This is a genomic window from Micromonospora sp. NPDC049662, assembly GCF_040675055.1.
In the GTDB taxonomy this organism is placed as follows: domain Bacteria; phylum Actinomycetota; class Actinomycetes; order Mycobacteriales; family Micromonosporaceae; genus Micromonospora.
The window spans coordinates 77,986-102,334 of sequence record NZ_JBFAOC010000016.1; the positions used below are offsets into that span (position 1 = coordinate 77,986).

At 73.5% G+C, this 24,349-nt stretch carries 17 protein-coding genes; 7 read left to right on the forward strand and 10 right to left on the reverse strand.

The annotated features are described in order from the left end of the window. Positions 1-113: 113 nt before the first annotated feature. The gene (locus AB0J36_RS15175; protein ID WP_357127134.1) at positions 114-887 is read right to left on the reverse strand and encodes an alpha/beta fold hydrolase; all 774 of its coding nucleotides are present in this window, start codon (positions 885-887) and stop codon (positions 114-116) included. 233 nt (positions 888-1,120) lie between these two features. Between AB0J36_RS15175 and AB0J36_RS15180 the strand changes: the two genes are divergently transcribed. Continuing rightward, a complete protein-coding gene (locus AB0J36_RS15180) occupies positions 1,121-2,482 on the forward strand; it encodes a pentapeptide repeat-containing protein (RefSeq protein WP_357127130.1) in 1,362 nt (453 codons plus the stop codon). A gap of 6 nt (positions 2,483-2,488) precedes the next feature. Here the strand turns inward: AB0J36_RS15180 and AB0J36_RS15185 are convergent, their stop codons facing one another. Then, positions 2,489-3,067, reverse strand: a complete 579-nt coding sequence (locus AB0J36_RS15185) for a helix-turn-helix domain-containing protein (protein ID WP_357127127.1) — start codon at positions 3,065-3,067, stop codon at positions 2,489-2,491. Between the two features lie 217 nt (positions 3,068-3,284). Between AB0J36_RS15185 and AB0J36_RS15190 the strand changes: the two genes are divergently transcribed. The 3 genes from AB0J36_RS15190 to AB0J36_RS15200 all read left to right on the forward strand — a co-directional run bounded on the left by AB0J36_RS15190 (position 3,285) and on the right by AB0J36_RS15200 (position 6,467). Further along, on the forward strand, positions 3,285-4,751 hold the full coding sequence (locus tag AB0J36_RS15190) for an MFS transporter (protein ID WP_357127124.1): 1,467 nt from the start codon (positions 3,285-3,287) through the stop codon (positions 4,749-4,751). 95 nt (positions 4,752-4,846) lie between these two features. Next, positions 4,847-5,824 (forward strand): SEC-C domain-containing protein, encoded by a 978-nt coding sequence (locus AB0J36_RS15195; protein ID WP_357127121.1) that lies wholly within the window; start codon positions 4,847-4,849, stop codon positions 5,822-5,824. A 232-nt stretch (positions 5,825-6,056) separates the two neighbouring features. Then, entirely contained in the window at positions 6,057-6,467 is a 411-nt protein-coding gene (locus AB0J36_RS15200) for a hypothetical protein (protein WP_363660745.1), read from the forward strand. A gap of 102 nt (positions 6,468-6,569) precedes the next feature. Here AB0J36_RS15200 and AB0J36_RS15205 read toward each other — a convergent pair whose 3' ends face one another. Continuing rightward, a complete protein-coding gene (locus AB0J36_RS15205; RefSeq protein WP_007462863.1) occupies positions 6,570-6,833 on the reverse strand; it encodes a DUF6244 family protein in 264 nt (87 codons plus the stop codon). A gap of 270 nt (positions 6,834-7,103) precedes the next feature. On the opposite strand from AB0J36_RS15205, the gene AB0J36_RS15210 reads away from it, so the two are divergent. Further along, positions 7,104-8,159 carry an aminoglycoside phosphotransferase family protein gene (locus AB0J36_RS15210; protein WP_363660746.1) on the forward strand — a complete coding sequence of 352 codons (1,056 nt, stop codon included), beginning with the start codon at positions 7,104-7,106 and terminating at the stop codon, positions 8,157-8,159. A gap of 26 nt (positions 8,160-8,185) precedes the next feature. Here AB0J36_RS15210 and AB0J36_RS15215 read toward each other — a convergent pair whose 3' ends face one another. Then, complete coding sequence (locus AB0J36_RS15215; protein WP_363660747.1) at positions 8,186-9,115, reverse strand: hypothetical protein; 930 nt, start codon at positions 9,113-9,115, stop codon at positions 8,186-8,188. A 2-nt stretch (positions 9,116-9,117) separates the two neighbouring features. Next, a complete protein-coding gene (locus AB0J36_RS15220; protein WP_363660748.1) occupies positions 9,118-11,673 on the reverse strand; it encodes an FtsK/SpoIIIE domain-containing protein in 2,556 nt (851 codons plus the stop codon). A gap of 188 nt (positions 11,674-11,861) precedes the next feature. On the opposite strand from AB0J36_RS15220, the gene AB0J36_RS15225 reads away from it, so the two are divergent. Continuing rightward, positions 11,862-13,394, forward strand: coding sequence for a M1 family metallopeptidase (locus tag AB0J36_RS15225; protein WP_357170758.1), 1,533 nt, complete (start codon positions 11,862-11,864; stop codon positions 13,392-13,394). A gap of 384 nt (positions 13,395-13,778) precedes the next feature. Here AB0J36_RS15225 and AB0J36_RS15230 read toward each other — a convergent pair whose 3' ends face one another. From AB0J36_RS15230 to gltB, 4 genes are all read right to left on the reverse strand, one after another. Next, complete coding sequence (locus AB0J36_RS15230; protein WP_357127103.1) at positions 13,779-14,294, reverse strand: hypothetical protein; 516 nt, start codon at positions 14,292-14,294, stop codon at positions 13,779-13,781. A gap of 58 nt (positions 14,295-14,352) precedes the next feature. Beyond that, the gene (locus AB0J36_RS15235; protein ID WP_357127100.1) at positions 14,353-15,738 is read right to left on the reverse strand and encodes an MFS transporter; all 1,386 of its coding nucleotides are present in this window, start codon (positions 15,736-15,738) and stop codon (positions 14,353-14,355) included. Between the two features lie 172 nt (positions 15,739-15,910). Next, positions 15,911-17,431 carry a glutamate synthase subunit beta gene (locus AB0J36_RS15240; protein WP_357394851.1) on the reverse strand — a complete coding sequence of 507 codons (1,521 nt, stop codon included), beginning with the start codon at positions 17,429-17,431 and terminating at the stop codon, positions 15,911-15,913. Then, positions 17,424-22,127, reverse strand: a complete 4,704-nt coding sequence (gene gltB / locus AB0J36_RS15245; protein WP_357127094.1) for a glutamate synthase large subunit — start codon at positions 22,125-22,127, stop codon at positions 17,424-17,426. Before gltB ends, AB0J36_RS15240 begins: the two co-directional genes overlap by 8 nt. 154 nt (positions 22,128-22,281) lie before the next feature. Here gltB and AB0J36_RS15250 point away from each other — a divergent pair, with 154 nt between their 5' ends. Beyond that, positions 22,282-23,118, forward strand: a complete 837-nt coding sequence (locus tag AB0J36_RS15250) for a GNAT family N-acetyltransferase (protein WP_357127342.1) — start codon at positions 22,282-22,284, stop codon at positions 23,116-23,118. Between the two features lie 43 nt (positions 23,119-23,161). Here AB0J36_RS15250 and AB0J36_RS15255 read toward each other — a convergent pair whose 3' ends face one another. Continuing rightward, a complete protein-coding gene (locus AB0J36_RS15255; RefSeq protein WP_357127090.1) occupies positions 23,162-24,349 on the reverse strand; it encodes an NAD(P)/FAD-dependent oxidoreductase in 1,188 nt (395 codons plus the stop codon).

The following is a 24,349-nucleotide window of genomic DNA, read 5'->3' on the forward strand; positions in this document are numbered from 1 at the left end:
TTATCGAGGACGTCTGATGTCTGCCACACCGTTTCCGAGGATCGTCACGCAACCGACACTCGTCGTCGCGGGCCCGGTGCGGCGGTCCCCGCAGGACCGCCGCACCGAAGGGCTCAGACCGCGAGGCAGTTGGGTCGCACCGGGCCGTCGACCAGGGCGCCGCGCACGATGGTGTACGCCGTGCCGTCGAGCACCAGGCCCAGGTGCCCCACCACCCGCAGCGGGCAGTACGCCTGGACGAGAACGTTCGTCGCGCCGTCGTTGACGACGGCGTTGCCGGTCGGCCGCACCAGTTCGTCCTGGAGCGTGCGGATGGTGGTGTAGCGCACCGAGCCGGGGGTGTCGTCGCCGGAGTTGAGGTCGGCGAGGAACGCCGATCCGATGGTCATCTGTTGGCAGGCGACGATGCCCGCGCAGCTCCCGAGGCCGAGGAACGCCACGATGTTGGCGACGTACGTGCCGTACTGGGGTGTGCCCAGGCTGACGTAGCGGCCGATGGTGGCGGTGCCGCCGAGTCGTTTGAGGTAGTAGCGGCTGACCAGCCCGCCCTCGGAGTGGGCGACGACGTCGACGCTCGCCGCGCCGGTGCTGGCGCGCACCTGCTCGACGTACCCGGCGAACGCGCGGGCCGAGGCGGGGATGTCACCGAGGCCCAGTCCGGGCAGCTGGTAGATGAAGGTCCGGTAGCCGTCGGCGCGCAGCCGGGCGGCGATCGGTTCGTACGCGACAGCGACGCCGCTGAGCCCGCCGACCACGATGACCGGGTTGGCGACGGCGGCGGCGGTGGTCGCGGCCGGGACGACGGGGGCGGCGATCGCGGTTCCCGCCGAGGCGAGGAGGGCGGCGGTGGCCAGGGACACGACGAGGACGGTCTTTCGGAGCAGCATGGCTGCACCTCCGGGGGGAGGCGCCCGACGATCCGGGCAGGTGGGTGGGGGTTTCCGGTCGACCGTGCGACGATGATGCCCGCAACAATTCGGCAACGTCAATGACTTGTTACGCGCCAGTAACCCGTTGTCCCGTCGACGGCGCAAACCGGCAAATCGGTCGCACTCCACAACGGACACCGAGGGGCACCCGCACACCCCCGCCCGTCGACGACCGGTGGCATGCTGTGGCCGTGGCCGCCGACGAACCCCCCGACCGCCAGTTGCGGGTGATGCCCTGGTGGCTGGTCCTGGTCGGCCTGCTGCTCGCCGCCGTACTGGGCTGGCTGGTGCTCGGCCTGCTGCTCACCGAGGCCGACCGGGCCGTCCAGCAGGACACCCGGGCCACGCTGCGCATCGACGCGATCCGCACCGGCCTGACCGTGGTCGCCGGCACCGGCGGCGGGCTGGCCCTGCTGCTGGCCGCGCGCCGGCAGTGGATCGCCGAGCGGGCCCAGCGCCACCAGGAGACCGTCGCCGCCCGCGACCAGGCCCACCGGGACCGGGTGCAGGCACACGCCGAGTCGGTGGCCGAGGCCGCACAGCGCCAGCAGGACCGGCAGTCGACGGCCGCCGAACACGACGCGGCCGAACGTCGGCTCACCGAGCTCTACACCCGGGCGGTCGAGCTGCTCGGCAACGACAGCGCGGCGGTACGCCTCGGCGGGCTGCACGCGCTGGAGCGCCTCGGGCAGGACAATCCGTCACAGCGGTCGACGATCGTGGCGGTGCTCTGCGCGTACCTGCGGATGTCCCCGCCGGACGACGAGCCGCGCGAGACGGAGGTCCGGCGCACCGCGCAGCGGGTCCTGACCCGGCACCTGCGCGAGCACGACGAGACGGCGCACTGGCCGGGCGTCGTGCTGGACCTGAGCGGCGCGGCGCTCGTCGACTTCGACGCGGCGGGCTGCACGCTCACCGACGCGACCTTCACGGGAGCGGCGTTCACCGGCGCGACCAGCTTCGCGGGCGCGACGACGACGGGACGGCTGCTGCTACGAGCGGCGAGCTTCGGCGACCTGGCCCTCGACGGCCTCACGGCCGGCGGCGAGGTGGTCCTGGACGACGCCCGCGTCCAGGGCCTCGCGAGCTTCGAGGGGGCCGATTTCGCCGACGGACTGTACTGCCGGCGGTCCCGCTTCGCCGGGCAGACCTCGTTCCGCGGGGCGACGTTCGGTCAGCCCAGCAGCTTCGACGCGACCCGCTTCGAGAACGACACCACCTTCCGGGAGTCGGTCTTCGACGGCGCCCTGTCCATGGAGCACAGCGAGTTCGGCGAGTCGGCCAGCTTCTACTCCGCCCGTTTCGCGAACATGGCGCTGTTCCGCTGGACGGTCTTCGAAGGGGAGGCGTCTTTCGACCGTGCCCGCTTCACCGACGCCGCGAACTTCGGCCGGGCCCGGTTCCACCGCATGGCCAGTTTCCGCGACACGCAGTTCAGCCGGCCACCCCAGGTGGAGCAGGCCCGGGCGGTCGTCGATCCCGGCCACCGGTGGCCGACGGGCACGGTGGTCAGACGCTTGGACGACGAGTGGCTGGTGCTCGTCGACGAGTGAGCCCCGTCAGCGGGTGGCGGCCTTCGGGCGCAACCCGTCGAGGGCCACACCGAGGACCCGGTCGCGCTGCTCGGGCGAGGGGAACTGGGCCATCGTGAGCCCGCTGATCAGGCGCACCACGTCGTCGAAGCCGACGTCGTCGCGGACCACGCCGGCCGCCTGGGCGCGACGCATGAGCGGCTCGCCGGCGGCGTAGATCTCCGTCCGGCAGGTCCCGAAGATCTCCGAGTCGTGCAGCAACTGCTCGGCGAGCGCCCGCTTCGTGGCGACGTACGCGACGAAGCGGTGCAGCCAGGCGACGAGGGCGTCCCACGGGGGCAGCTCGGCCAGGTCCTCCGCCGACCGACTGAGCGCCCGGACCTCCTCCACGTAGACGGCCTCGAAGAGGTGCCGCCGGGTCGGGAAGTTGCGATAGAGGGTCCCGATGCCCACCCCGGCCCGGCGGGCCACGTCCTCCAGGGAGGCGGCCGCGCCGTTCTCGGCGAACGCGTCACGTGCCGCGGCGATCAGGGCGTCGTAGTTGCGCCGCGCGTCGGCCCGCTTGGGCCGCTGGGCGAAAACCTCGGGCACCCCCGCGCTGGTCATGACGTGCGTCACCTCATCCTGGTTGCATCCGGAGGCAACCCTCCGCTAGCTTAGTGGAGGCACCCCTCCGGAACTCCCGGAGGCCTGCCTCCGGATAGCTTACCTCGGGAACCGCCCGATCCGCCTGGCCACCCGATCGCCCGGACCCGACAACCCGCCCGCCGCCGACGACGGGTGACAGACGCCTCCTTCCGTACCATTTCAGGAGTTTTCTCTCGTGGCAGTGACCTCCCGACGCAGCTCGCGTCGGCTCACCTTCACCGTGCTCGCGGCCGGCGCCGGATTCTTCGCGATGCTCCAGTCGCTGATCACCCCGGTGCTGCCGACCATCCAGCAGGATCTGCACACCTCCCAGAACACCGTGACCTGGGTCCTGACCGCCTACCTGCTCTCCGCCTCGATCTTCACGCCGATCCTCGGACGGGTCGGTGACATGGTCGGCAAGGAGCGGATGCTCGTCGTCTCGCTCGCCGCCCTCGCCCTCGGCTGCCTGGTGGCCGCCATCGCGCCGAACATCGGCGTGCTCATCGTCGCCCGGGTCGTGCAGGGCATTGGCGGCGCGGTCTTCCCGCTGTCGTTCGGCATCATCCGCGACGAGTTCCCCGCCGCGCGGGTCTCCGGCGCGGTCGCCGCCATCTCGGCGATCGTCGCCGCCGGCGGTGGCCTGGGCGTCGTCCTGGCCGGCCCGATCGTCACCGCGCTGGACTACCGGTGGCTGTTCTGGATCCCGCTGGTCGTGGTGGGGCTGACCGCCGTCGCCGCGTACCTGTTCATCCCCGAGTCCCCGGTGCGTACCCCCGGTCGGATCGACTGGCGGGCCACCCTGCTGCTCTCCGGCTGGTTGGTCGCGCTGCTCCTGCCGATCAGCCAGGGCGCGGCCTGGGGCTGGACCAGCACCCGGGTGCTCGGCCTGCTCGCCCTCGCCGTGGTGCTGCTGGCCGGCTGGCTGACCGCCGAACTGCGCTCGGCCAACCCGCTGATCGACATGCGGATGATGCGCCTGCCCGGCGTCTGGACCACCAACCTGGTCGCCCTGCTCTACGGCGGATCGATGTTCTCCGTGTACGCGTTCCTGCCCCAGTTCGTGCAGACCCCGACCGCGGCCGGCTACGGCTTCGGCGCCAGCATCAGCCAGGCCGGTCTGCTCATGCTGCCGATGCTCGTCGCGATGTTCGTCGCGGGCATCCTCGCCGGCCGGCTCCAGGCCGTGTTCAGCGCCAAGGCGCAGCTCGCCACCGGCGCGGCGTTCAACGTGGCGGCGTCGGCGATGCTCGCCGCCGCGCACGCCACCCGCTGGGAGGTCGCCGTCGCCGGTGGCCTGGTCGGCCTCGGCATCGGCCTGGCCTTCGCGTCGATGGCCAACCTCATCGTCGCCAGCGTGCCCGCCAGCCAGACCGGCGTGGCGACCGGCATGAACGCCAACATCCGGACCATCGGCGGCGCGATCGGCGCGGCCGTGGTCAGCGGCGTGATCACCGCCCACCCGCAGGCCAGCGGCCTGCCCCGGGAGGCCGGCTTCACGGCGGGGTTTCTCCTCCTCACCGCGATCGCCCTCGCCGCCGCGCTCGCGGCCCTCGCCGTCCCGTCCGCCCGGCGGGCGTCGGCCGGTCGCCGGCCGTCCGCCACGACGATCGTCGAGTCCGAGCTAGCCGGCGAGTTCGCCACCATGCCGGCCACCCGCTGAGGCCCGCGTCGCAGCCCGGGCGGTTCGCCGCCCGGGCTGCGCCGTGTGTCGGAGTACGCTGGCCGGTCGTCACCCGTCGTTCGTCAGGATGTGCCATGCCCGACTTGCTCACCGCCGACCGTATCGACGAGATCGGCGCCCTCGGATCGGGGAGCCCCGACCCGGCGGCGCTGGTCACCGAGCTGGTGAGCGCCGTCGACGAGGGACGGGTGGCCGACCCCGCCGACACCGGGTACGCCCTGCTGGTCGCCGCGGACATCCTGGACCGGGCGGGTGACCTGGCCGACGCGCTCGCCCTGGCCACCCGCGCCATCGCCGAACAGCCCGACGACAACACCCATGTCCGCGCCGTGCGCGGCGGCCTGCTGCTGCGCCTCGGCCGAGTCGACGAGGGCCTGGCGGAGCTGTCCGAGCTGCGTCCGCTGCTGGAGACCGACCCCGACGCCGTCCACCTGGTCGACAAGCTGACCGAAGCCGGCCACGCCGAGATGGCGGTCGAATGGCTCACCGCGGCGCTCGACGCGATGGTGGACCGCAGCCGCACCCACCAGCACGAGTCCGAGGACGCCCAGGACACCGCCGCCGCAATGATCTACGGGTTGGCCCAGCGGCGGCACGACCTGCGCGAAGAGTTGGGCCTGCCGCACGACGAGCACGACACCCTCGCCGACCGGCTGCGCGACGTGGCCAGCCATGCCGCAGACACGCTCGACGACGGTCCGGCGACGCTGCTGTTCTGGCCGAAGCCGGAGTTCGACGCGCTGCTGGCGCGCTGGCCGGCCCTGGCCGAGAGCTATCCGAGCACCTGGGACGAGCACCGCGCCCAGATCGAGCGCGCCCTCGTCGACGCGTCCGGGCTCGGCGGCGGCGACCTTGGCATCGTGGCGGGCAGCGTCGAGACTCTGGCGGCCTTCGCGGGCGCCGACCCCATCGACGAGGAGACCCTCGACGAGTACGCCGACAGCCTCGACGACGCGGGCATCACCTCCTGGCCACCGGGCCGCAACGACTCCTGCTGGTGCGGATCGGGCACCAAGTACAAGAAGTGCTGCCTGCCCCGCTCGCGCGCCTGATCGCGGCCGGGCCTGATCGCCGCCGAGCCGTTGCGCGGCTCCCGGGGAGTGATGTCCCCCGAGTCTCTGATGCCTGTGAGTCATCAAGATGACTCACAGGCATCACGCTCACCCGTCCAACCGCCCCCAGCCGACGGCCAGCCAGCACCGGCACGATCGATCGATGGTGGCGAGTCCCGGCGATGGCTACCGTGACCGTGGAAACGCACCCACTCCATCGAGGAGGACCGCCGTGCGCCGCGTCACCACCACCATCGCCCTGCTCTGCCTGTCCCTGATCGCGCTGCTCGTACCGACCCCGGCGAGCGCGGCCAGCACCGTCGAGGTCACCTCGGCGAAACTGATCGCACGCGGCGTCGCCGTCGACCTCACCCTCACGGTGACCTGCGAGGCCGGCCGATCCGCCGGCGCGGAGATCAGTTTGCGTCAGCGCTCCGGCGACAACGTCGCGTACGGCAGCGGCGGGCTGCTCTTCAGCTGCACCGGCGTTCCGCAGGCCGTGACCGGCCGGGTGTACGCGGAGAGCGGCGGCTTCGCCTTCAACCGGGGCATCGCGCTCGCCACCGGGAGCGTGTCGCTGTGCACCCCAATCGACTGCGACTACTCGCCGCGTATCGAGGGCGAGGTCCGCGTCACCCGCTGACCGTCACCGGAGTGCTCGCGGTAACTCCCCCGCGAGCACTCCGGCCTCGTCAGCTATCCGTCGGCTGAGGTGGTGGGTGGGTTGTGCCACCACCACTCGTGCTCAATTCCCCAGCGCGCGGACCTTGGCGATCGTCTCCTGGACGTGCTGCTTGGCCGGCTCGCCGCCCTGGGAGGCCTGCGCCAACGCCTGCCGGTACGCGTCGATCATGCCGACCAGCGGCCCGGCGGCGACGCCCTCCAACGCGCCGGCCACGAGGCTCCGCGCCTCGGCCGCGTCCTGTGCCGCCGCTGCCGTCTTGGCCTTCGCCTCGTCGAGCTTCTGCGACGCGGCCGCCAACCTCGCGATGATCTGCGCTGCGCTCACGCGCACCCTCCCCCTGGTCGACCATCGCCTCCACCACCACACCGGCGGAGACCACAAGGGAGCGTACGAGATCCGCGCACAGAGTGCGACCGCTCGATCGCCCAGTCGTTCGCGAAGATCACCTGATGCTGACCAGTCACCGCCGGCGTCCGACGAACTGGTGCGCATCAAGTGATCAAGACTCGCATCACCGGGTGGCGGCGCCTCGGCCATTTTCCGCCGGATCTGGCACTCTGGCGGGCGTCACGAACGGGGAGGAAGGTACGCCGGGTGGAAGCGCTGAGCCCCACGCAGCGGCCACTGGACCGCGATCAGGTGCGTCGCTACGTGCAGGCGTCCTTCGGCGCGGGCCACCCGATGGCGGACTGCGGGCCGATCACGGGTGGCGGCTTCGCGTCGGTGTGGTGGGTGGCGCTCGACGACGGGCGCGAGGTGGTGCTGAAGGTGGCGCCCCGGGCCGACGTGCCGCTGCTGCGCTACGAGCAGGGTCTGTGCGCGGCCGAGGCGCGGTACTTCCGCCTCGTGTCCAGGCGCGTGCCGCAGGTGCCCGTGCCGCCGTTGCTGCACCACGGCGACGATCCGGAACTCGGCGAGTGGCTGGCCAGTGGCCTGATTCCCGGCCGTTCGCTGCGGGAGTGGGCAGAGTCGGAACAGTACCTCGACGACGCCCCCGCCCGGTACGAGTTCGGAGCCGCGATCGCCGCGCTGCACCGGGTCAGCGGCGACCGCTACGGGTACGACGGTGGCCGGGCCAGCGGCGCGACGTGGCGCGAGGCGTTCACCGCCATGCTCGACGGGCTGCTGGCCGACGCGGCGGACTGGGACGTCCGGCTGCCCACCTCGCCGGAGAAGATTCGGAAGCTGCCCGAGCGGTACGCGTCGGTGCTGGACGAGGTACGCCGGCCGGCGCTGCTGCACTTCGACGGCTGGGACGGCAACGTGCTCGCCGAGGCCGAACCCGAGCCCGAGCCCGAGGCCGACGGCAAGCTGCGCCTGCGCGGGATCGTCGACGGTGAACGGTTCCTCTTCGGCGACCCGCTGATGGACCTGGTGTCGCCCCTGATCTACCGGCGGGTGGAGGACGAACCGGACAACCCGTTCCTGCGGGGCTACCGGGCCGCCGCGACCGATCCGGTGGTCTTCGACGAGGCCACCCTGCGTCGGCTCAGCCTGTACCGCCTGCACCTGTACCTGTTGATGACGGTCGAGATGCCCAGCCGGGGAATCACCCGCCAGAACCGGCCGGACCGGTTCGAGCGACTGGCCGACCTGCTGGACCACGAGCTGACCGAGCTGCGGCGGGCGAGCCCGTCGGCCCTCGGCTGACGGCAGCGCGGCTCGGACGACGGTCGTCAGCGCAAGGCGCGGAACAGTAGCAGGTAGCCGCAGTAGCCCAGCGGCACCAGCAGGAAGCAGATAGCGAACCCGAGCGGCAGGTACCGCGGCGGCGTGCCAGCGACCATGGCGGGCCTCCCCCACCGCCCCAGCACCAGATAGCCCGCGAAGAACGCCAGCGCCGGCAGGCCCGCGCAGATCCACGCGCCGAGGGTGAAGCCGTCGACCAGCCCGATCCCGGACGCGAGCACCAGCGTCAGCATGAACACCCCGGCCGCCGCCCCGCAGGCCGCGTAGACGGCGACCGCCCGCGCCAGCGGCGACCACGTCGGCAGCAGCGCCGGTCGCTGGGCCAGCAGCTCGGCCTGCTGCCCGTGCCGGTCGGCCTCGTCGGCCATCCGCCGGGCCAGCTCCAGCTCCACCACCGGGTCGACCGCCGCCGCGCGCTGCGTGGGCACCCCGCCGCCCGCCGGGCTCACGGCCGTCGGCAGCGCCAGCCGCGCCTGGCCCGCCGGCAGTTCGGGGTACGCCCCGACACCCGCCCGCCCCGGCGCGCCGGCTGCGCCGGCGAAATCCCCGTCCCCAGCCTCGGGCGCCGCGGACGGACCGAACCCGACAGGCGGGCCGGGTGCCGCAGACGGACCGAACCCGACAGGTGGGGCCGGCCAGGTGGCGGGGTCACTCGGTGGGCCGGGCGGGAACGGTGGGCCGGGCGGGGCACCGGCGGCACCGGCGTCCGGCGGCGGAGCAGCCGGTGGCTGGTCGACGCCGATCGCGCGACCGAGCTGGTCGAGACGCTGCCCCTGGGCGGTCAGCCGCTGGTGCAGGTAGTCGGCGGCGGCGTGCAGGTCGCGGCGGCGCGCGGACTCGGCGGCGGCGTCCCGCACACCGGCGCGGCGGTGCTCGGCGAGCTGTCGGGCCAGCGCCGCGTACTCCTCGAAGGACACCGTCAGCGCTCCCCGTCCGGCTCGTGCCCGTCGCGGGCGAACGGCACGATCAACCTGGTCCGCTGGTCGTGCCGGTCGACCAACAGCGCCCGGTCGGCGCGGGGCGTGTAGGCCAGGTCATGCACCCCGAGGTGCAGGGCCAGTTCCGCACCGGGCACGTTGAGCGCGACGAGGCAGGCGACGTCGTCGCGGTTCTGGGTGCCGCCGAGGTCGTCGGAGAGCCGGCGCAGGCCACGCCACCAGGCCAGCAGGTGCACGCCCTGGGCGGGCCCCTGGCGCAGCACGGCCCGCAGGTCGTCCAGGCCGGAGCGGAACGTCACCGGGTCGGCCGCCCCGAGTACCGGCGCGGCGGCGTCCATCCCGAACACCACCAGGTATTCCCGGCCGGCCGGTTCGGCGGCCAGCGCGGCGATCCGGTCGCGCAGCCCGGCCGCGTCGAGGCGGTGCACCGGATGACCGGCGGCCCGGAGCGTGGCCTCGGTCTCGGCGGCGACCGGGTCGGCGGCGGTGACCAGGGAGGCCACCTGGAACCGGACGTCACCGGGGTTGTGTTGACGGGCCAGGCTCAGGGCGGCGGCGCGCAGCACGTCCGCGCCGGCCGGTGCGGTGCCGACGACGGCGAGGTGCCGGCCGGGGGTGGTGTCCATGAGGAACAGCGCGGTGGTGCCGTGCACGTCGACGGTCCGGCCGACCAGCGCCATGGGGCGTCGGCCACCGGGGCGCAGCCCGGCGAAGGTGGGATCGTCCTCGACACGGGCCGCCTCGTACCCCTTGAAGACCGCCGGTGCCCGCGAGCCCGGCGGGCGGGCCTGCCACAGCTCGTGGCGCAGCGCGGCGAGGTCCCCGGCGGCGGCGTGCGCGTCGGGGAAGCGCAGCACGGTGTCCGCGCCGACCGCGCCGGCGGCGGTGTTGATGACGGCGGCGCCGATAGGCAGGGCGGCGGCGGCATCGTTGAGCTGGTCGAGGACGCCGCCACCGCCGGGCAACGCCACCCGCAGGGCGAACTGCCCGAAGATCGCCTCGGCCCGACCGTAGAGCGCCTCGATCCCGGTCATGCTCTGGCTGGCCAGCACCAGGTGGATGCCGTACGAGCGGCCTTTGCGGGCCAACTCCTCCAGCAGGTCGACCGATTCGCGGGCCAGGGCGTCGTTGCCGGCCAGGAGCACGTGGAACTCGTCGATGACGGCCACGATGCGCGGCAACGGGCTGTCTCTTGGCAGGTCGGCGAGCTTGGTGACGCCGTGCCGCTTCAACGCGGTGGCCCGCCGCTGTGCCTCGCGGCGCAACTCCCGCAGCACCGCCAGGCCGTACTCGCGGTCGGACTCGATGCCGACCGCGCGGGCGTGCGGCAGCCAGGACGGGTCGCGGCCGGTGGGCACGAACTCGCTGAAGCTCACGCCCTCCTTGAAGTCGAGCAGGTAGAGCTGCAACTCGGCGGGCGAGTACCGCGCGGCGAGGCCGTACAGGACGTCGAGGAGGAAGACCGTCTTGCCCGCGCCGGTACGCCCGCCGACCAGCCAGTGCGGGGTGACGTCGTCGAAGGCGACCGTCAGCAGAGTGTCGAAGGCGACCGTCAGCGGCGTGCCGCCGGCCCGGCCGACCACGGTGCGCAGGCCGTTGGCCGCCGACTCGGCCCAGCGCCGCTCGGGCAGCAGCGCGGCGAAGGGCAGCGCGTCAGCGCGTCGGGCGGCGGCGCCGACGTGCTCGGCGAGCGCGCGGACCGACGCCGGCGGCGGGTCGCCGTCGAGCAGCACGGGGGCGGCGAGGCCGCTGCCGTCGGCGCTGAACGGGGCGCCGGGCGGGTCGCCGACGTGCGCGTACCCGTCGCTGAGCCGGATGGCGGTGGTGCTGCCCAGCGGCGGCGACGTCTCGCCGGGCAACCGGGACGGATGGCCGGCGAGGAGCACGCAGACGGCGGCGGCCGGGCCGGCGTGGGTGAGCGCGGCGAGTCGGGCCAGCTCCCGTGGCGCGGGGGCGGCGGTGGCGACCACCAGCAGCACCTGCCGGGTGGCGGGCTCGGCGTGTTGGGCGGCGCGGGCGTGCCGTTCGGCGGCGTCCAGCAGGGCGGTCACCTCGGCCTCGCTGGTGGCCGGCGGGTCGAGCACCCCGGCGTCGAGCAGCGGGCGCAGCGGGCCGAAGGTCGCGCCCAGCGCGGCGGTGTCGATGCCGGCGACCCGGACCCGGCCGGGCGGCGCGGTGGCCACGAGTCGCAGCACCAACGCCCGCAGCAGCGCGGCGACCCGCCCGTCCCGGGCGTCGGTGTCCAGTGCCAGGTGGTGGCCGCCGCCGAGTGGCACGAGCACCGCGAAGCCGCCGTCCTCGGTGGACGCCTCGCCGACGCGCACCGCGACCGGGTCGTCGGTCAGGGTGGCGACGCCGGGAGTCGGTGTGGCCAGCGCGCCGCCGAGGCGCGCGAGCCGGGCGACGAGGTCGGCCCCACCGGCGCGGGGCGTCGGAGGCGGCGCCGCGCCGAGCACGGCCCGGGCCGCGTCCAGATGGGTACGGGCCGCCCGGTGGGCGGTGACCGCCTGCCCGTACGCCGACGCGAGCCTGCCCACGCATCGCCTCCCACGCCACGGCCGTCCGGTTCGCGCAAACCCTAACGGACAGCGGTGACGCCGGGACAGTAACCGACCCCCGCTTTCGGATCGTGGCGACGACGCCTCCCCCCGCGCGCCAGGCCAGCGACGTTCACAGTTGTCGATTAGGTTGGCGGTGCGAAAACCCGATGGAGGGAGTGCACCTCGTGCGTCGAGTCCTCACGGCGGCCACCGCCGCCCTGACCCTCACCACCGCCGGCACCATGCTCACCGGCGCGCCCGCCGCCGCCGCCCCGACGGCCTGGGGCCGACCGGTCGTCACCGCCGCGCCGCAACCCGGAGCGGCGGGCCTGGGCGACACCTATTACCCCGACTACGGCAACGGTGGCTACGACGTCTCGCACTACGACGTCCGGCTGCGCTACGAGCCGGCCACCGACCGACTCACCGGCACCACCACGATCCTCGCCACCGCAACGCAGGACCTCTCGACGTTCAACCTGGACTTCCTGCTCGACGTCGAGTCGGTGCGGGTCAACGGATGGGAGGCCGGCACCAGCACCGCGGGCACGCACGAACTGGTCGTCACCCCGGCCCGCACCATCAGCCGGGGGCAGCAGCTCACCATCGTGGTGCGCTACGGCGGCATCCCGTCCGAGACCCTGGTCGGCGGCTACACCGGCTGGACGCGTACCGACGACGGGGCGCTCGCGGTCAACGAGCCCGAGTCGGCGTGGTGGTGGTTCCCGAGCAACGACCACCCGCTGGACAAGGCCACCTTCGACATCTCCGTGTCGGTGCCCACCGGCGTCGAGGTGATCAGCAACGGCGTGCAGCCGAGGCCGCCGGTGGCCGAGGCCGGCAACCGCACCCGCTGGATCTGGCGGACCACCTCCCCCACCGCGACCTACCTGGCGTTCATGGCCATCGGCCAGTACGACATCGTCACCGACACCACCCCGGGCGGCCAGCCGGTGATCAACGCGTACAGCACGTCGCTGGGCGCGCTCGGGCCGGCCGCGCGGGCCAGCATCGAGCGCACCGGTGAGATCGTCGACTGGGAGAGCGGGATCTTCGGCCCGTACCCGTTCGAGGCGCTGGGTGGCGTGGCCGGCCCGGTGGACGGCATCGGCTTCGCCCTGGAGACGCAGACCCGCCCGGTGTACGCCGCGGGCTTCTGGCGGCGCGGCGCCAACACGTACGTGGTGGCCCACGAGAACGCCCACCAGTGGTTCGGCGACTCGGTCTCGGTGGCCGAGTGGCGCAACATCTGGCTGAACGAGGGCTTCGCCTCGTACGCCGAGTGGCTCTGGTCGGAGGAGCAGGGCGAGGGCACCGCGCAGGAGGTCTTCGACTTCACCTACGCGAGCTACCCCGCCGACGACGAGTTTTGGCAGGTGCTGCCCGGTGACCCGGGCGCCGACCGGGTCTTCGACGACGCGGTGTACGACCGGGGCGCGATGACGCTGCACCAGCTCCGGCTGGCCGTCGGCGACGACGCGTTCTTCGCGATCCTGCCGGCGTGGACGGCCGAACACCGGTACGGCAACGGCACCATCGAAGAGTTCCAGGCCCTGGCCGAACGGATCTCCGGCCTGGACCTGGACGACCTCTTCACCACCTGGCTGTTCACGGCCGGCCGTCCCGACGTGGCCAGCGCCGCGCGCAAGGCCACCCCGCCGGCCGAGCCGAAGTCCTGGTCCAAGATCCGCGAGTCCCACCAGCTGCTGTCGCACTAGGGTCTGGGGCCGGGGGGGGGGCCGGGGGGGGGGGGGGGGCCCCGCCCCGTGGGGGGTGGGGGGGGTGCCGCCCCCGCGGGGGGGGGGGCGCTCCCGGCCTCTTGCGGTCGTGCGGGGTGTGCTGGGTGCCTGTCGAGCTGCCCCGTTTGTGGGGCAGACGGCGGCACCGACACCACGAGCGCGCATGGAACGACCGCAGCGCACATCTCGACCCCACCCGCACGGGCACAGGCAAGCAAAGGCGCGGGCGCGGGCACGAGCGCGGGCACAGCGCGACCGCCGTGCGGAGAGCAGCCGTCCCGGCCAATGCCCCACATTTGGGGCAGCTCGACAGGCACCGCACAGGTAGTGCTCACCCGCCCGGCGGCGTCCGTGCGCGACCGATCACACGGTCGCTGGCAGGCCTGTCGCTTCGACACGATTCGCCTCGACGGCGCGGATGTGCCGGTAGGCGAACCAGAGCGGCGGGAACGCCCCGACCGCGAAGGACAGGTCGACGAGCGTCCAGAACCACGGGATGTCCCGGATCGGGCCGCAGATCAGCGCCAACGGGACGATGCCCACGCAGGCGATCATGCCGACCTGGACCACCCACACGTTGCGCACCGGGTCACGCAGCGGCCCCCAGAACGCGACCGCCAGCACCAGGTGGGCGAAGGCCAGCCAGTCGGTGCCGTAGAGCAGGAACGGGTAGTCCCGGTCCGCCGTCACCAGACCGCTGTGGACCCGTTCGATCCAGTCGACGAGCGCCGGGAACTGGCCGGCGAGCGGGTCCAGCGCACGCAGCAGCCAGCGCACCTCGATCTCCAGTGGAAACGCGGTGGCCCCGCTCAGGAAGAGGCCGATCAGCACGATCCACAGCCACCGGCGGGTACGCCGCAACCGCTCCGCGTTGTCCATGATCGCAGCGTAACGATGATCTTCGTGTCGCCCGGTCCCGGAATCGGTGACCGCTGTCTCAGTGCCGCGCGGTCTCGCCCGCGAGGGCCAGCTCGCCCAGTCGGAGCGGACGCGTGGCGGTGCCACCGGTGGCGACGACGCACACCGCGCCGGCGGGCCGTACGACGCGGGCCGCCCGCCACGCCGCTCGACGTACCGGATGGCGCGGCCGTGGGACGACCAGCGTGAGGGGCGCGGCGCGGCCGTGTTGCCGGTCCAGGGCGACCGCCGCCGCCGTGGTGGCGATCGCGGCGACCGAGCCGGCCAGGACGAGCGTCTGCCGTGGCCCGGCATGCTCGGCCAGCCAGCCCAGCAGCGGGGCGCCGACCGCGGCCGAGATCGAGCCGGTGACCGCGAGCGCGGCGAGCACCCGGCCGCGCATCGCGCCATCGGTGTCGAGTTGGGCACGGGTGCCGACGGTGGTGTCGATGACGACCGCGGCGGCGGCGATCGGGAGGATCACCGCGGCGAAGCTCCAGACGCCCGGGACGAGACCCGCGACGATCTGCAGACCGCTGGCCAGCAGGCCGGCGCCGACCAGGGTCCCGTAGCTCAGCGACCGCCTGCGCGCGGCGGCGAGCGCGCCCACCACCGTCCCGACCGCGAACACCGTGGACAGCAGGCCGTAGCCGGAAGCGCCGGCGGCCAGCGGTCCGTCGCTCATCGCCGCCATCGTCACCTGGTAGTTGCGACCGAGGCTGCCCAGCACGAACGACAGGGCGAGCGCGAGCAGCAGGACCGGTTGTCCGCGCAGGTAGGAGAACCCGGCGCGGACACCGTGGCGGGTCGGGCCACCGGGAGCCTCCGCGCCGGCCACGACCCCCGGCCGTACGGCGAACAGCGCCACCACCACGGCGGCGAAGCTCGCCGCGTTGATGCCGAAGAGCAGCGCCGGGCCGACGACGGCGACGCCGACGGCCCCGAGGCTCATGCCGAGGATGCGTCCGGCGGAGTTGGTGAGCGACCCGAGCGCCAACGCGTTGCCCAGCGTCTCGCGGTCCACCAGGGTCGAGGACCAGCGGCCCATGACCGGCCCTTCGATCGCCGAGACAGCGCCGCTGGCCAGGGAGATCGCGAAGATCAGCGGGAGGCCGCCGACCCCGGTCAGGGCGACCGCCGCGAGGCCCGCGGCGAACGCGGCGTGGGCCACCTGGGCGGTGATCAACAGTGGACGGGCGGGGAGACGATCGGCCAGCACACCGCCCCAGACGCTCAACAGCAGCGTGGGGGCCGCCTGGAGCAGCACGGCGATGCCCATCGAGGTCGCCGAGCCGGTCTCCTTCAGCACGTACCAGTTGACTCCGAGCACCTGCATCCAGGTTCCGATGACGGAGACGAAACCGGCGAGCGCCCAGATCCGGTAGTTACGGTGGCGCAGCGCGGCGAAGGTGGCACCCGTGGCCACGACGAACCTCCAGCGATCGACGACAGAACAGCGAGCCGATCGCGGCGCGGTTCGGCAGTCGACAAGTCTTGCCGGCCTAAACCTTTTTGCCCAGATTTGTGAAGGTTCTCACCTCGGGGAATGTCCGGTCGGCACGGCGACTCGCCGTCGCGCCGACCGGACCCCCCTCAGCTCAACGGGCGGCCAGTGGCTGCGCGGCCGGCCCGACCGGGGCGGGCAGCGCGCCGACACCACCGAGGTAGCCGTGGATCGCGGCGGCAACCGCGCGCCCCTCCGCGATGGCCCACACGATCAGCGAAGCGCCCCGGTGCATGTCCCCGGCCACGAACACGCCGTCCGCGTCGGTCTGCCAGTCGTCCCGGGCGTCGACGGCGCCCCGGGCGTTGCGGGCCACCCCGAACTGCTCCAACAGCGGCTGCTGCTCGGTGCCCTCGAACCCGATCGCCAGCAGCACCAGGTCGGCGGGCAACTCCCGCTCGGACCCCGGCACCACGGTCAGCACCCGCCGGCCGTCCACCTTCTCGACCGTCACCTCGGCGATCCGTACCGCACGCACCTGACCGGTTCCGTCGTCCACGAACTCCTGCACCGCCACGGCGAAGACCCGCTCTCCGCCCTCCTCGTGCGCCGGGTAGTTGCGCAGCAGCCACGGCCAGGTCGGCCACGGATCCCGGGCCTCGTCGCGCTCGGTCGGCGGCTGCGGGTACAGGTCGAGCTGGTGCACACCGGCGGCGCCCTGCCGGTGCGCGACGCCGAGGCAGTCCGCCGCCGTGTCACCGCCACCGATGATCACCACGTGCTTGCCGGCCGCGTCGATCGGGGTGCCGTCCGGCAGCACCGCCTGCGCCAACCGACGCTCGGCGGCCTCCTCGGTGGTCGCGGTCGCGACCGCCCGGTTCGCCGCGACCAGGTGCGCCATCGCCTGGTGTACGCCCCGAAGCGCCCGCCCCGGCGTCTCCGGCGTGTCCCGGCCCTGCAACGCCCCACAGGCCAGCAGCACCGCGTCGTGCTCGGCGCGCAACTGCTCGGCGGTGACGTCGACGCCGACGTGCACGCCGGTGCGGAAACGCACCCCCTCGGCGGTGAGCTGGGCCAACCGGGCGTCGATGTGCCGCTTCTCCAACTTGAAGTCGGGGATGCCGTACCGGAGCAAGCCACCGATCGCGTCGTCGCGCTCGTACACCGTCACGGCGTGACCGGCGCGGGCGAGCTGCTGGGCGGCGGCGAGACCGGCGGGCCCGGAGCCGACCACGGCCACCGACCGGCCCGACGGCGTCGGGATCGGGCGCGGGGTGAACCCGCGGGCGGCCGCCGCGTCGGCGATCTCCACCTCGACCTGCTTGATCGTCACCGGCTGGCCGCCGGCGATGCCGAGTACGCACGCCGCCTCGCAGGGCGCCGGGCAGAGCCGCCCGGTGAACTCCGGGAAGTTGTTGGTGGCGTGCAGCGACTCGACGGCGGCGTCCCAGTTGCCGGTCCGCACCAGGTCGTTCCAGTCCGGGATGCGGTTGCCCAGCGGGCAGCCGTCGTGGCAGAACGGGATGCCGCAGTCCATGCACCGGGTGGCCTGCTCGCGGACCAGCTCCTCACCGGCCGGCGGGTAGACCTCCCGCCAGTCGCTGATCCGCACCGGCACCGGACGGCGGGCCGGCAGACGCCGGTCGTAACGCAGGAAACCGTTCGGGTCAGGCACGGGCCACCTCCGGGGTGGCCGCCCGCGGCGCGGGCGGCACGGACGCGGCCGGCGCGCTGAGCGCGCTCATCACCGCGTCGTCGACGTCGTGGCCGGCGGCTTCGGCGGCCTTCATGATCTCCAGCACCCGGCGGTAGTCGCGGGGCACCACGGCGGTGAACTCGGCCACCGCCTCCGGCCAGCGCTTGAGCAACTCCTCGGCGACCGCCGAACCGGTCTCGGCGACGTGCCGCTGGATCAGCTCGTGCAGCAGCGTCTGCTCCTGCTCGCTCAACGGCGCCAGGTCGACCAGCTCCGCGTTGACCCGGGACCGGTCCAACCGGTGCACGAACGCGGTTCCGCCCGACATGCCGGCGGCGAAGTTGCGGCCGGTCGCGCCGAGCACCACCACGGTGCCGCCGGTCATGTACTCACAGCCGTGGTCGCCGACGCCCTCGACGACGGCGACCGCGCCGGAGTTGCGCACCGCGAACCGCTCCCCCACCCGGCCGCGCAGGAAGACCTCGCCCGCCGTCGCGCCGTACAGGATGGTGTTGCCGGCGATGATCTGGTCCTCCGCGCGCTGCCCCGGCTCGGCGTCGGGGTCGAGGAACGGCGCGGCGGCGTCCGGACGGACGACGATGCGTCCGCCGGAGAGGCCCTTGCCCACGTAGTCGTTGGCGTCGCCGTGCAGCCGCAGGGTGACGCCCCTCGGCAGGAAGGCGCCGAACGACTGGCCGGCGGTGCCGTGCAGCACGAACTCGATGGTGTCCTCGGGCAGGCCGTCGCCGCCGAAGCGGCGGGTCACCTCGCCGCCGAGCATCGCGCCGACGCTGCGGTGCTCGTTGCGCACCGCCACCTCGACCCGCACCGGCGCGCCCTCGGCGAACGCCGGGGCGGCAAGCGCGATCAGCTCGTTGTCCAGGGCATGCTCCAGGCCGTGGTCCTGGGCGCGGACCCCGCGTCGGACGGTGCCGGCGGGCAGCTCCGGCAGGTGCAGGACGGGAGCCAGGTCGAGCCCGTGGGCCTTCCAGTGCGACAGCGCCGGGGCCACGTCGAGCAGCTCGCTCTGCCCGATCGCCTCCTCGATGGACCGCAGGCCCAGCTCGGCCAAATATCCCCGGACCTCCTCGGCGAGGAACAGGAAGAAGTTCTCGACAAACTCCGGGGTGCCCGTGTACCGCTCGCGCAGCACCGGGTTCTGGGTGGCGATGCCGACCGGACAGGTGTCCAGGTGGCAGACCCGCATCATCACGCAGCCCGAGACGATCAGCGGCGCGGTCGCGAAGCCGAACTCCTCGGCCCCGAGCAGCGCCGCGACCAGGACGTCCCGGCCGGTCTTGAGTTGGCCGTCGACCTGCACGGTGACCCGGTCACGCAGCTTGTTGAGCAGCAGCGTCTGCTGCGCCTCGGCCAGGCCCAGCTCCCACGGGGTGCCGGCGTGCTTGAGCGAGTTCATCGGGGACGCGCCCGTGCCACCGTCGTGACCGGAGATCAGGATGACGTCGGCCTTGAGCTTGGCCACACCTGCGGCGACGGTGCCGACGCCCACCTCGCTGACCAGCTTGACGTGCACCCGGGCCGCCGGGTTGACGCACTTCAGGTCGTGCACGAGCTGCGCCAGGTCCTCGATCGAGTAGATGTCGTGGTGCGGCGGCGGCGAGATGAGGCCGACGCCGGGGGTGGCGTGCCGGGTACGGGCGATCCACGGCCAGACCTTGTTGCCGGGGAGCTGGCCGCCCTCGCCGGGCTTCGCGCCCTGGGCCATCTTGATCTGGAGGTCGTCGGCGTTGACGAGGTATTCGCTGGTCACGCCGAACCGGCCGCTGGCGATCTGCTTGACCGAGGAGCGGCGCAGCGGGTCGTGCAGCCGATCGACGTCCTCGCCGCCCTCACCGGTGTTGGACTTGCCGCCGAGGCGGTTCATCGCGATGGCGAGCGTCTCGTGCGCCTCGGCCGAGATCGAGCCGTACGACATGGCACCGGTGGCGAACCGCTTGACGATCTCGGTGGCCGGCTCGACCTCCTCGATCGGCACTGCCGGACGGACCCCGGTGCGCAGGGTGAACAGGCCCCGCAGCGAGCCGGCCTGCGCGGCGAGCCCGTCCACCTTGGACGTGTACTGGCGGAAGACGTCGTACTGCCGGCTGCGGGTGGCGTGTTGCAGCAGGAAGACCGTCTCCGGGTTGAACAGGTGCAGCTCACCCTCGCGACGCCACTGGTACTCGCCACCGACCTCCAGCCGGTCCGAGTCGGCGGTGCCCGCCGGCGGCCAGGCCAGCGCGTGCCGGGCGGCCACCTCGGCGTGCACACCGGCCAGCCCGACGCCGCCGATCCGGCTCGGGGTGCCCCGGAAGTACCTGTCGATGAGCCGGCTGTCCAGGCCGACCGCCTCGAAGACCTGCGCGCCGCAGTACGACGAGACCGTCGAGATGCCCATCTTGGACATGATCTTGAGGACGCCCTTGCCGAGCGCCTTGGCGTAGTTGCGCACCGCTGCGGCCGGCTCGACCCCGGCGAGCGCACCAGTGGTGATCATGTCCTCCACGGACTCGAACGCCAGGTACGGGTTGACCGCCGCCGCGCCGTACCCGATCAGGACCGCCGCGTGGTGCACCTCGCGGCAGTCGCCGGACTCCACGATCAGCGCCGCCTGCGTACGCGTCTGCTCGCGGACCAGGTGCTGGTGCACGGCGGCGGTGAGCAACAGCGACGGGATCGGCGCGAGATCGGCGTTGGAGTCCCGGTCGGAGAGCACCAGGATGCGCACGCCGTCCTCGATGGCCTCGGAGACGTGCCGGCAGATCTCGATCAGTCGCGCCTTGATCCCGGCCGCGCCGTCGCGCAGGCGGTACAGGCCGGACACCCGAACGGCCTTGAAGCCGGGCAGGTCACCGTCCTCGTCGATGGAGAGGATCTTCGCCAGCTCGTCGTTGTCGATGATCGGGTGCGGCAGCACGATCTGCCGGCAGCTCGCCGCGGTCGGGTCGAGCAGGTTGCCCTCCGGCCCGATCGTCGACGCCAGGCTGGTCACCAGCTCCTCGCGGATGGCGTCCAGCGGCGGGTTGGTGACCTGTGCGAAGAGCTGGTGGAAGTAGTCGTAGAGCAGTCGCGGCCGCGTCGACAGCGGCGCGATCGGGGTGTCCGTGCCCATCGAGCCCAGCGGCTCCGCGCCGGTCCGCGCCATGGGCGCGAGCAGGACCTTCAGCTCCTCCTGGGTGTAGCCGAAGGTCTGCTGACGGCGACGCACCGAGTCGTGGGTGTAGACGGTGTGCTCGCGGGCCGGCAGGTCGTCCAGCTCGATCAGCCCGGCGTGCAGCCACTCGGCGTACGGCTCGGCGGCGGCCAACTCGGACTTGATCTCGTCGTCGTGCACGATCCGGCCGGCCACGGTGTCGACCAGGAACATCCGGCCCGGCTGGAGCCGGCCCTTGGCCACCACGTGGGCGGGGTCGAGGTCGAGCACGCCCGCCTCGGAGCCCAGCACCACGAGACCGTCGTCGGTCTGCCACCAGCGCCCCGGGCGCAGCCCGTTGCGGTCCAGCACCGCGCCGACGATCTCGCCGTCGGTGAAGGCGACCGACGCCGGCCCGTCCCACGGCTCCATGAGGCTCGCGTGGAAGCGGTAGAACGCCCGCTTGTCCGGCTGCATGCCGGGGTCGTTCTCCCACGCCTCCGGGATCATCATGAGCACCGCGTGCGGCAGGCTCCGACCGGCCAGGTGCAGCAGCTCCAGCACCTCGTCGAAGTTCGCCGAGTCCGAGGCGGCGGGGGTGCAGACCGGGAAGACGCGCCGGATGTTGCCCGGCACGTTCGGCGAGCGCAGCAGCGCCTCGCGGGCCTGCATCCAGTTCCGGTTGCCGCGGATCGTGTTGATCTCGCCGTTGTGGGCGATGAACCGGTACGGGTGCGCCAGCGGCCACGAGGGGAACGTGTTCGTGGAGAAGCGGGAGTGCACCAGCGCGATCGCGCTGTCGACCCGCTCGTCGCGCAGGTCCGGGTAGAACGCCGGCAGCTGGTCGGGCGTGAGCATGCCCTTGTAAACCATCGTGCGGCTGGACAGCGACGGGAAGTACGCCGGCACGCCCCGCTCGGCGGTCTCCCGCTCGGCCTGCTTACGAAGGCAGAACGCCACCCGGTCCAGCTCGATGCCGCGCAGCGGGGAGCCGGCCGGTCCGGCGGGCGAGTCGGTGAGGCGGTGCGCGGCCACGAAGACCTGGCGGACCCGGGGCATGGCCGCCAGGGCGGTGTCGCCGAGCCCGTCCGGCGCGATCGGCACGTCCCGCCAGCCGAGCAGGTCCGCGCCCTCGACCAGCGCGTACTTCTCGACCACCCGACGGGCGCGCGCCTCGGCGGCGTCGTCGTCGGGCAGGAAGACCAGGCCGGTGGCGTACTCGCCGGCCGGCGGCAGCGGAATGCCGGCGACGGCGCGCAGGAACGCGTCCGGTACCTGGATCATGATGCCGGCGCCGTCGCCGGTGTTGGGCTCCGCGCCCCGGGCACCCCGGTGGTCCAGGCGGCAGAGCGCGCCGAGCCCGTTGGCGACGACGGAATGGGACCGTCGGCCGTACAGGTCCGCCACGAAGGCGACCCCACAGGCGTCGTGCTCCTGCGCCGGGTCGTAGAGGCCCTGGGCCTCGGGGCGGGGGCCGGGCGTCGGGGACGCCTGCGGGCTGTGCGGGTGCGGCTGTGTCGAATCCGCGTACGGCTGAGCCACCGGGCCTCCTGTCGTCACTCAGGTTGGATCATGGGTGGGGACGACGTCGGCCCGTGGGTCTATTGAGTCTACGTTAGGGCTGGGGGGACAAGGCCACTCAAGATTGATCACACCGTCCAGAGTCTGGGACGTGTAGTCTCGCGCGGTGGATTCGGTGCACAAAGACATCTTCGACCAGTTGGAACGTTTCTACGACGCGGTGCCCCGCGACGTCGCCGGTGTCGAGGAGCACGGCGGGTTGGCGCTGTTCGTCCGCGAGGGTGCCGGCTGGCCGTTCTACGCCCGCCCCCGGATCGACGCCACCGAGCCGCCGTCGCTGGCCGACGTGACCTCGGTACGGGAACGCCAGCGCGAGCTGGGCCTGCCGGAGGCGTTCGAGTGGGTGCACGAGACGACGCCGGAGCTGCTCGCGGTGGCCCGCTCGGCCGGGCTGTCCGTGCTGGAGGCCCCGCTGATGGTCCTCGACCCGGCCGCCCTGCCCGACCCGGCGACGCTCTCCGACGTACCCGTGCGGGTGCTGGCGGCGGACTCACCCGACTTCGCCGCGGACGTGGCCGCCCGGCGGGCCGTGGCGGCCGTGGCGTTCGGCGTCCCCGGCACCGCGCCCGGCGAGGCCGGACCGGCCGAGCGGGACGCGGCCGTCACCGAGCTGGAGGTGGCCGCGCTCGACGAGGAGCGGACCCGCATCGCCGACGGTCGACGGATCTCCGCGCTGGCCGGCACGCCGACCGAGGGTGCGCTGGCCAGCGGCATGGCGATGCGCGTGGATGATGTCGCCGAGATCGCCGGAGTGGCCACCCTGCCGGCCGCCCGCCGACGCGGAATGGGCGCCGCGCTGACCGCCACCCTCGCCCGGGAACTGCTCGCCGCCGGGACCGGGCTCGTCTTCCTCTCCGCCGGCAGCGAGGAGATCGCCCGGGTCTACCTGCGGGTCGGCTTCCGCCGCATCGGCACCGCCTGCATCGCCGAACCCGCCGCCCTGATTCCCTGAGCCGCCCGGCCGGCGCCAAGCCGGCCGCGCCAGCGCGAGTCGGTCAGGCCGGCGGACGCCACTGGGCCGCGGAGGCGGCGGCGCTGGAGAGCAGCCGCGAGTTGATCGTGCCGAGCGCGGCGTCCCGGGCACGCAGCGCCAACCGGCCCCGGGTCTGCAGCACCGCGGACATCCGCCGGGTCTGCCGGACCACGGTCGCCGCCCGGGGACGGCGCACGCGGTCGTACGTCTGCACGGCGTCGGGTAGCCGGGCCTCGCGCAGCAGGGAGGCGAGGGTGGCGGCGTCCTCGAACGCGAGGCAGGCGCCCTGCCCGAGGTGCGGCGGCATGGCGTGCGCCGCGTCGCCGAGCAGCACCACCCCGCCCGGCCCGACCCCGAAGCCGTACGCGCGCGGCAGCGGGCGGAGCTCGCGCACCTCCTGCTGGACGAGGTCGCTCGGGTCGGTGGCGTCGAGCAGCGCGCCGATCGGCGCGGGCCAGCCGGCGTACCAGCGGCGCAGGAGAGCGAGCTGGGTCTCCGGCGGCTCCGGGCGGGGAGCGCCGGCCGCCGTGGCCACCCAGTAGATGCCACCGCGCGTGGAGCCACCCGAGGAGCCCCGCTCGCCCAGCGAGGCGGCCACGAAGCGGTAGCCCGCGCCGAGCACCTCGCCGCCGATCGGCTGGTCGGCGGGCAGCCGGGGCGCCCGGTACCAGGGGATGACGGCACGCCAGGCGGCGCAGCCGGAGCTGACCACCCGGGACTCGGGGGCCAGTTGGCGGCGGATGACGCTGTCCGTGCCGTCCGCCGCGACCACCAGGTCGGCTTCGATGGTGTGCCGTCCGTCGTTCACACCCGGTCGTTCGCCCGGATCGACGCGGACGTGGCGTACGGTCACCCCGGTTCGCAGCTCGACCCGGTCGCCGAGGCCGGCGATCAGGGCGTCGTGCAGGTCCTCGCGGTGCACCACCACCGGCATCCGGTCGGCCGGCGTCGGCCGGGGCTGCACGAGCCAGTGCCCGTCCGGACGGCGTACCCCGCCATCGGGCAGCGGTGTGGCGATGGCGGCCAGACCGGCGCCCAGGCCGAGGGCCTGCAGGGCGCGCACACCGTTGGGCCAGAGCACCACGGCGGTCGGCTCGGGTCGAACCCGCTCGGCACGGTCCAGCAGGGTTACCTGCCACCCGGACCGGGCCAGCGCGCCGGCGACCGCGAGGCCCCCGACCCCGGCGCCGACCACCACCGCGCTTCGCAT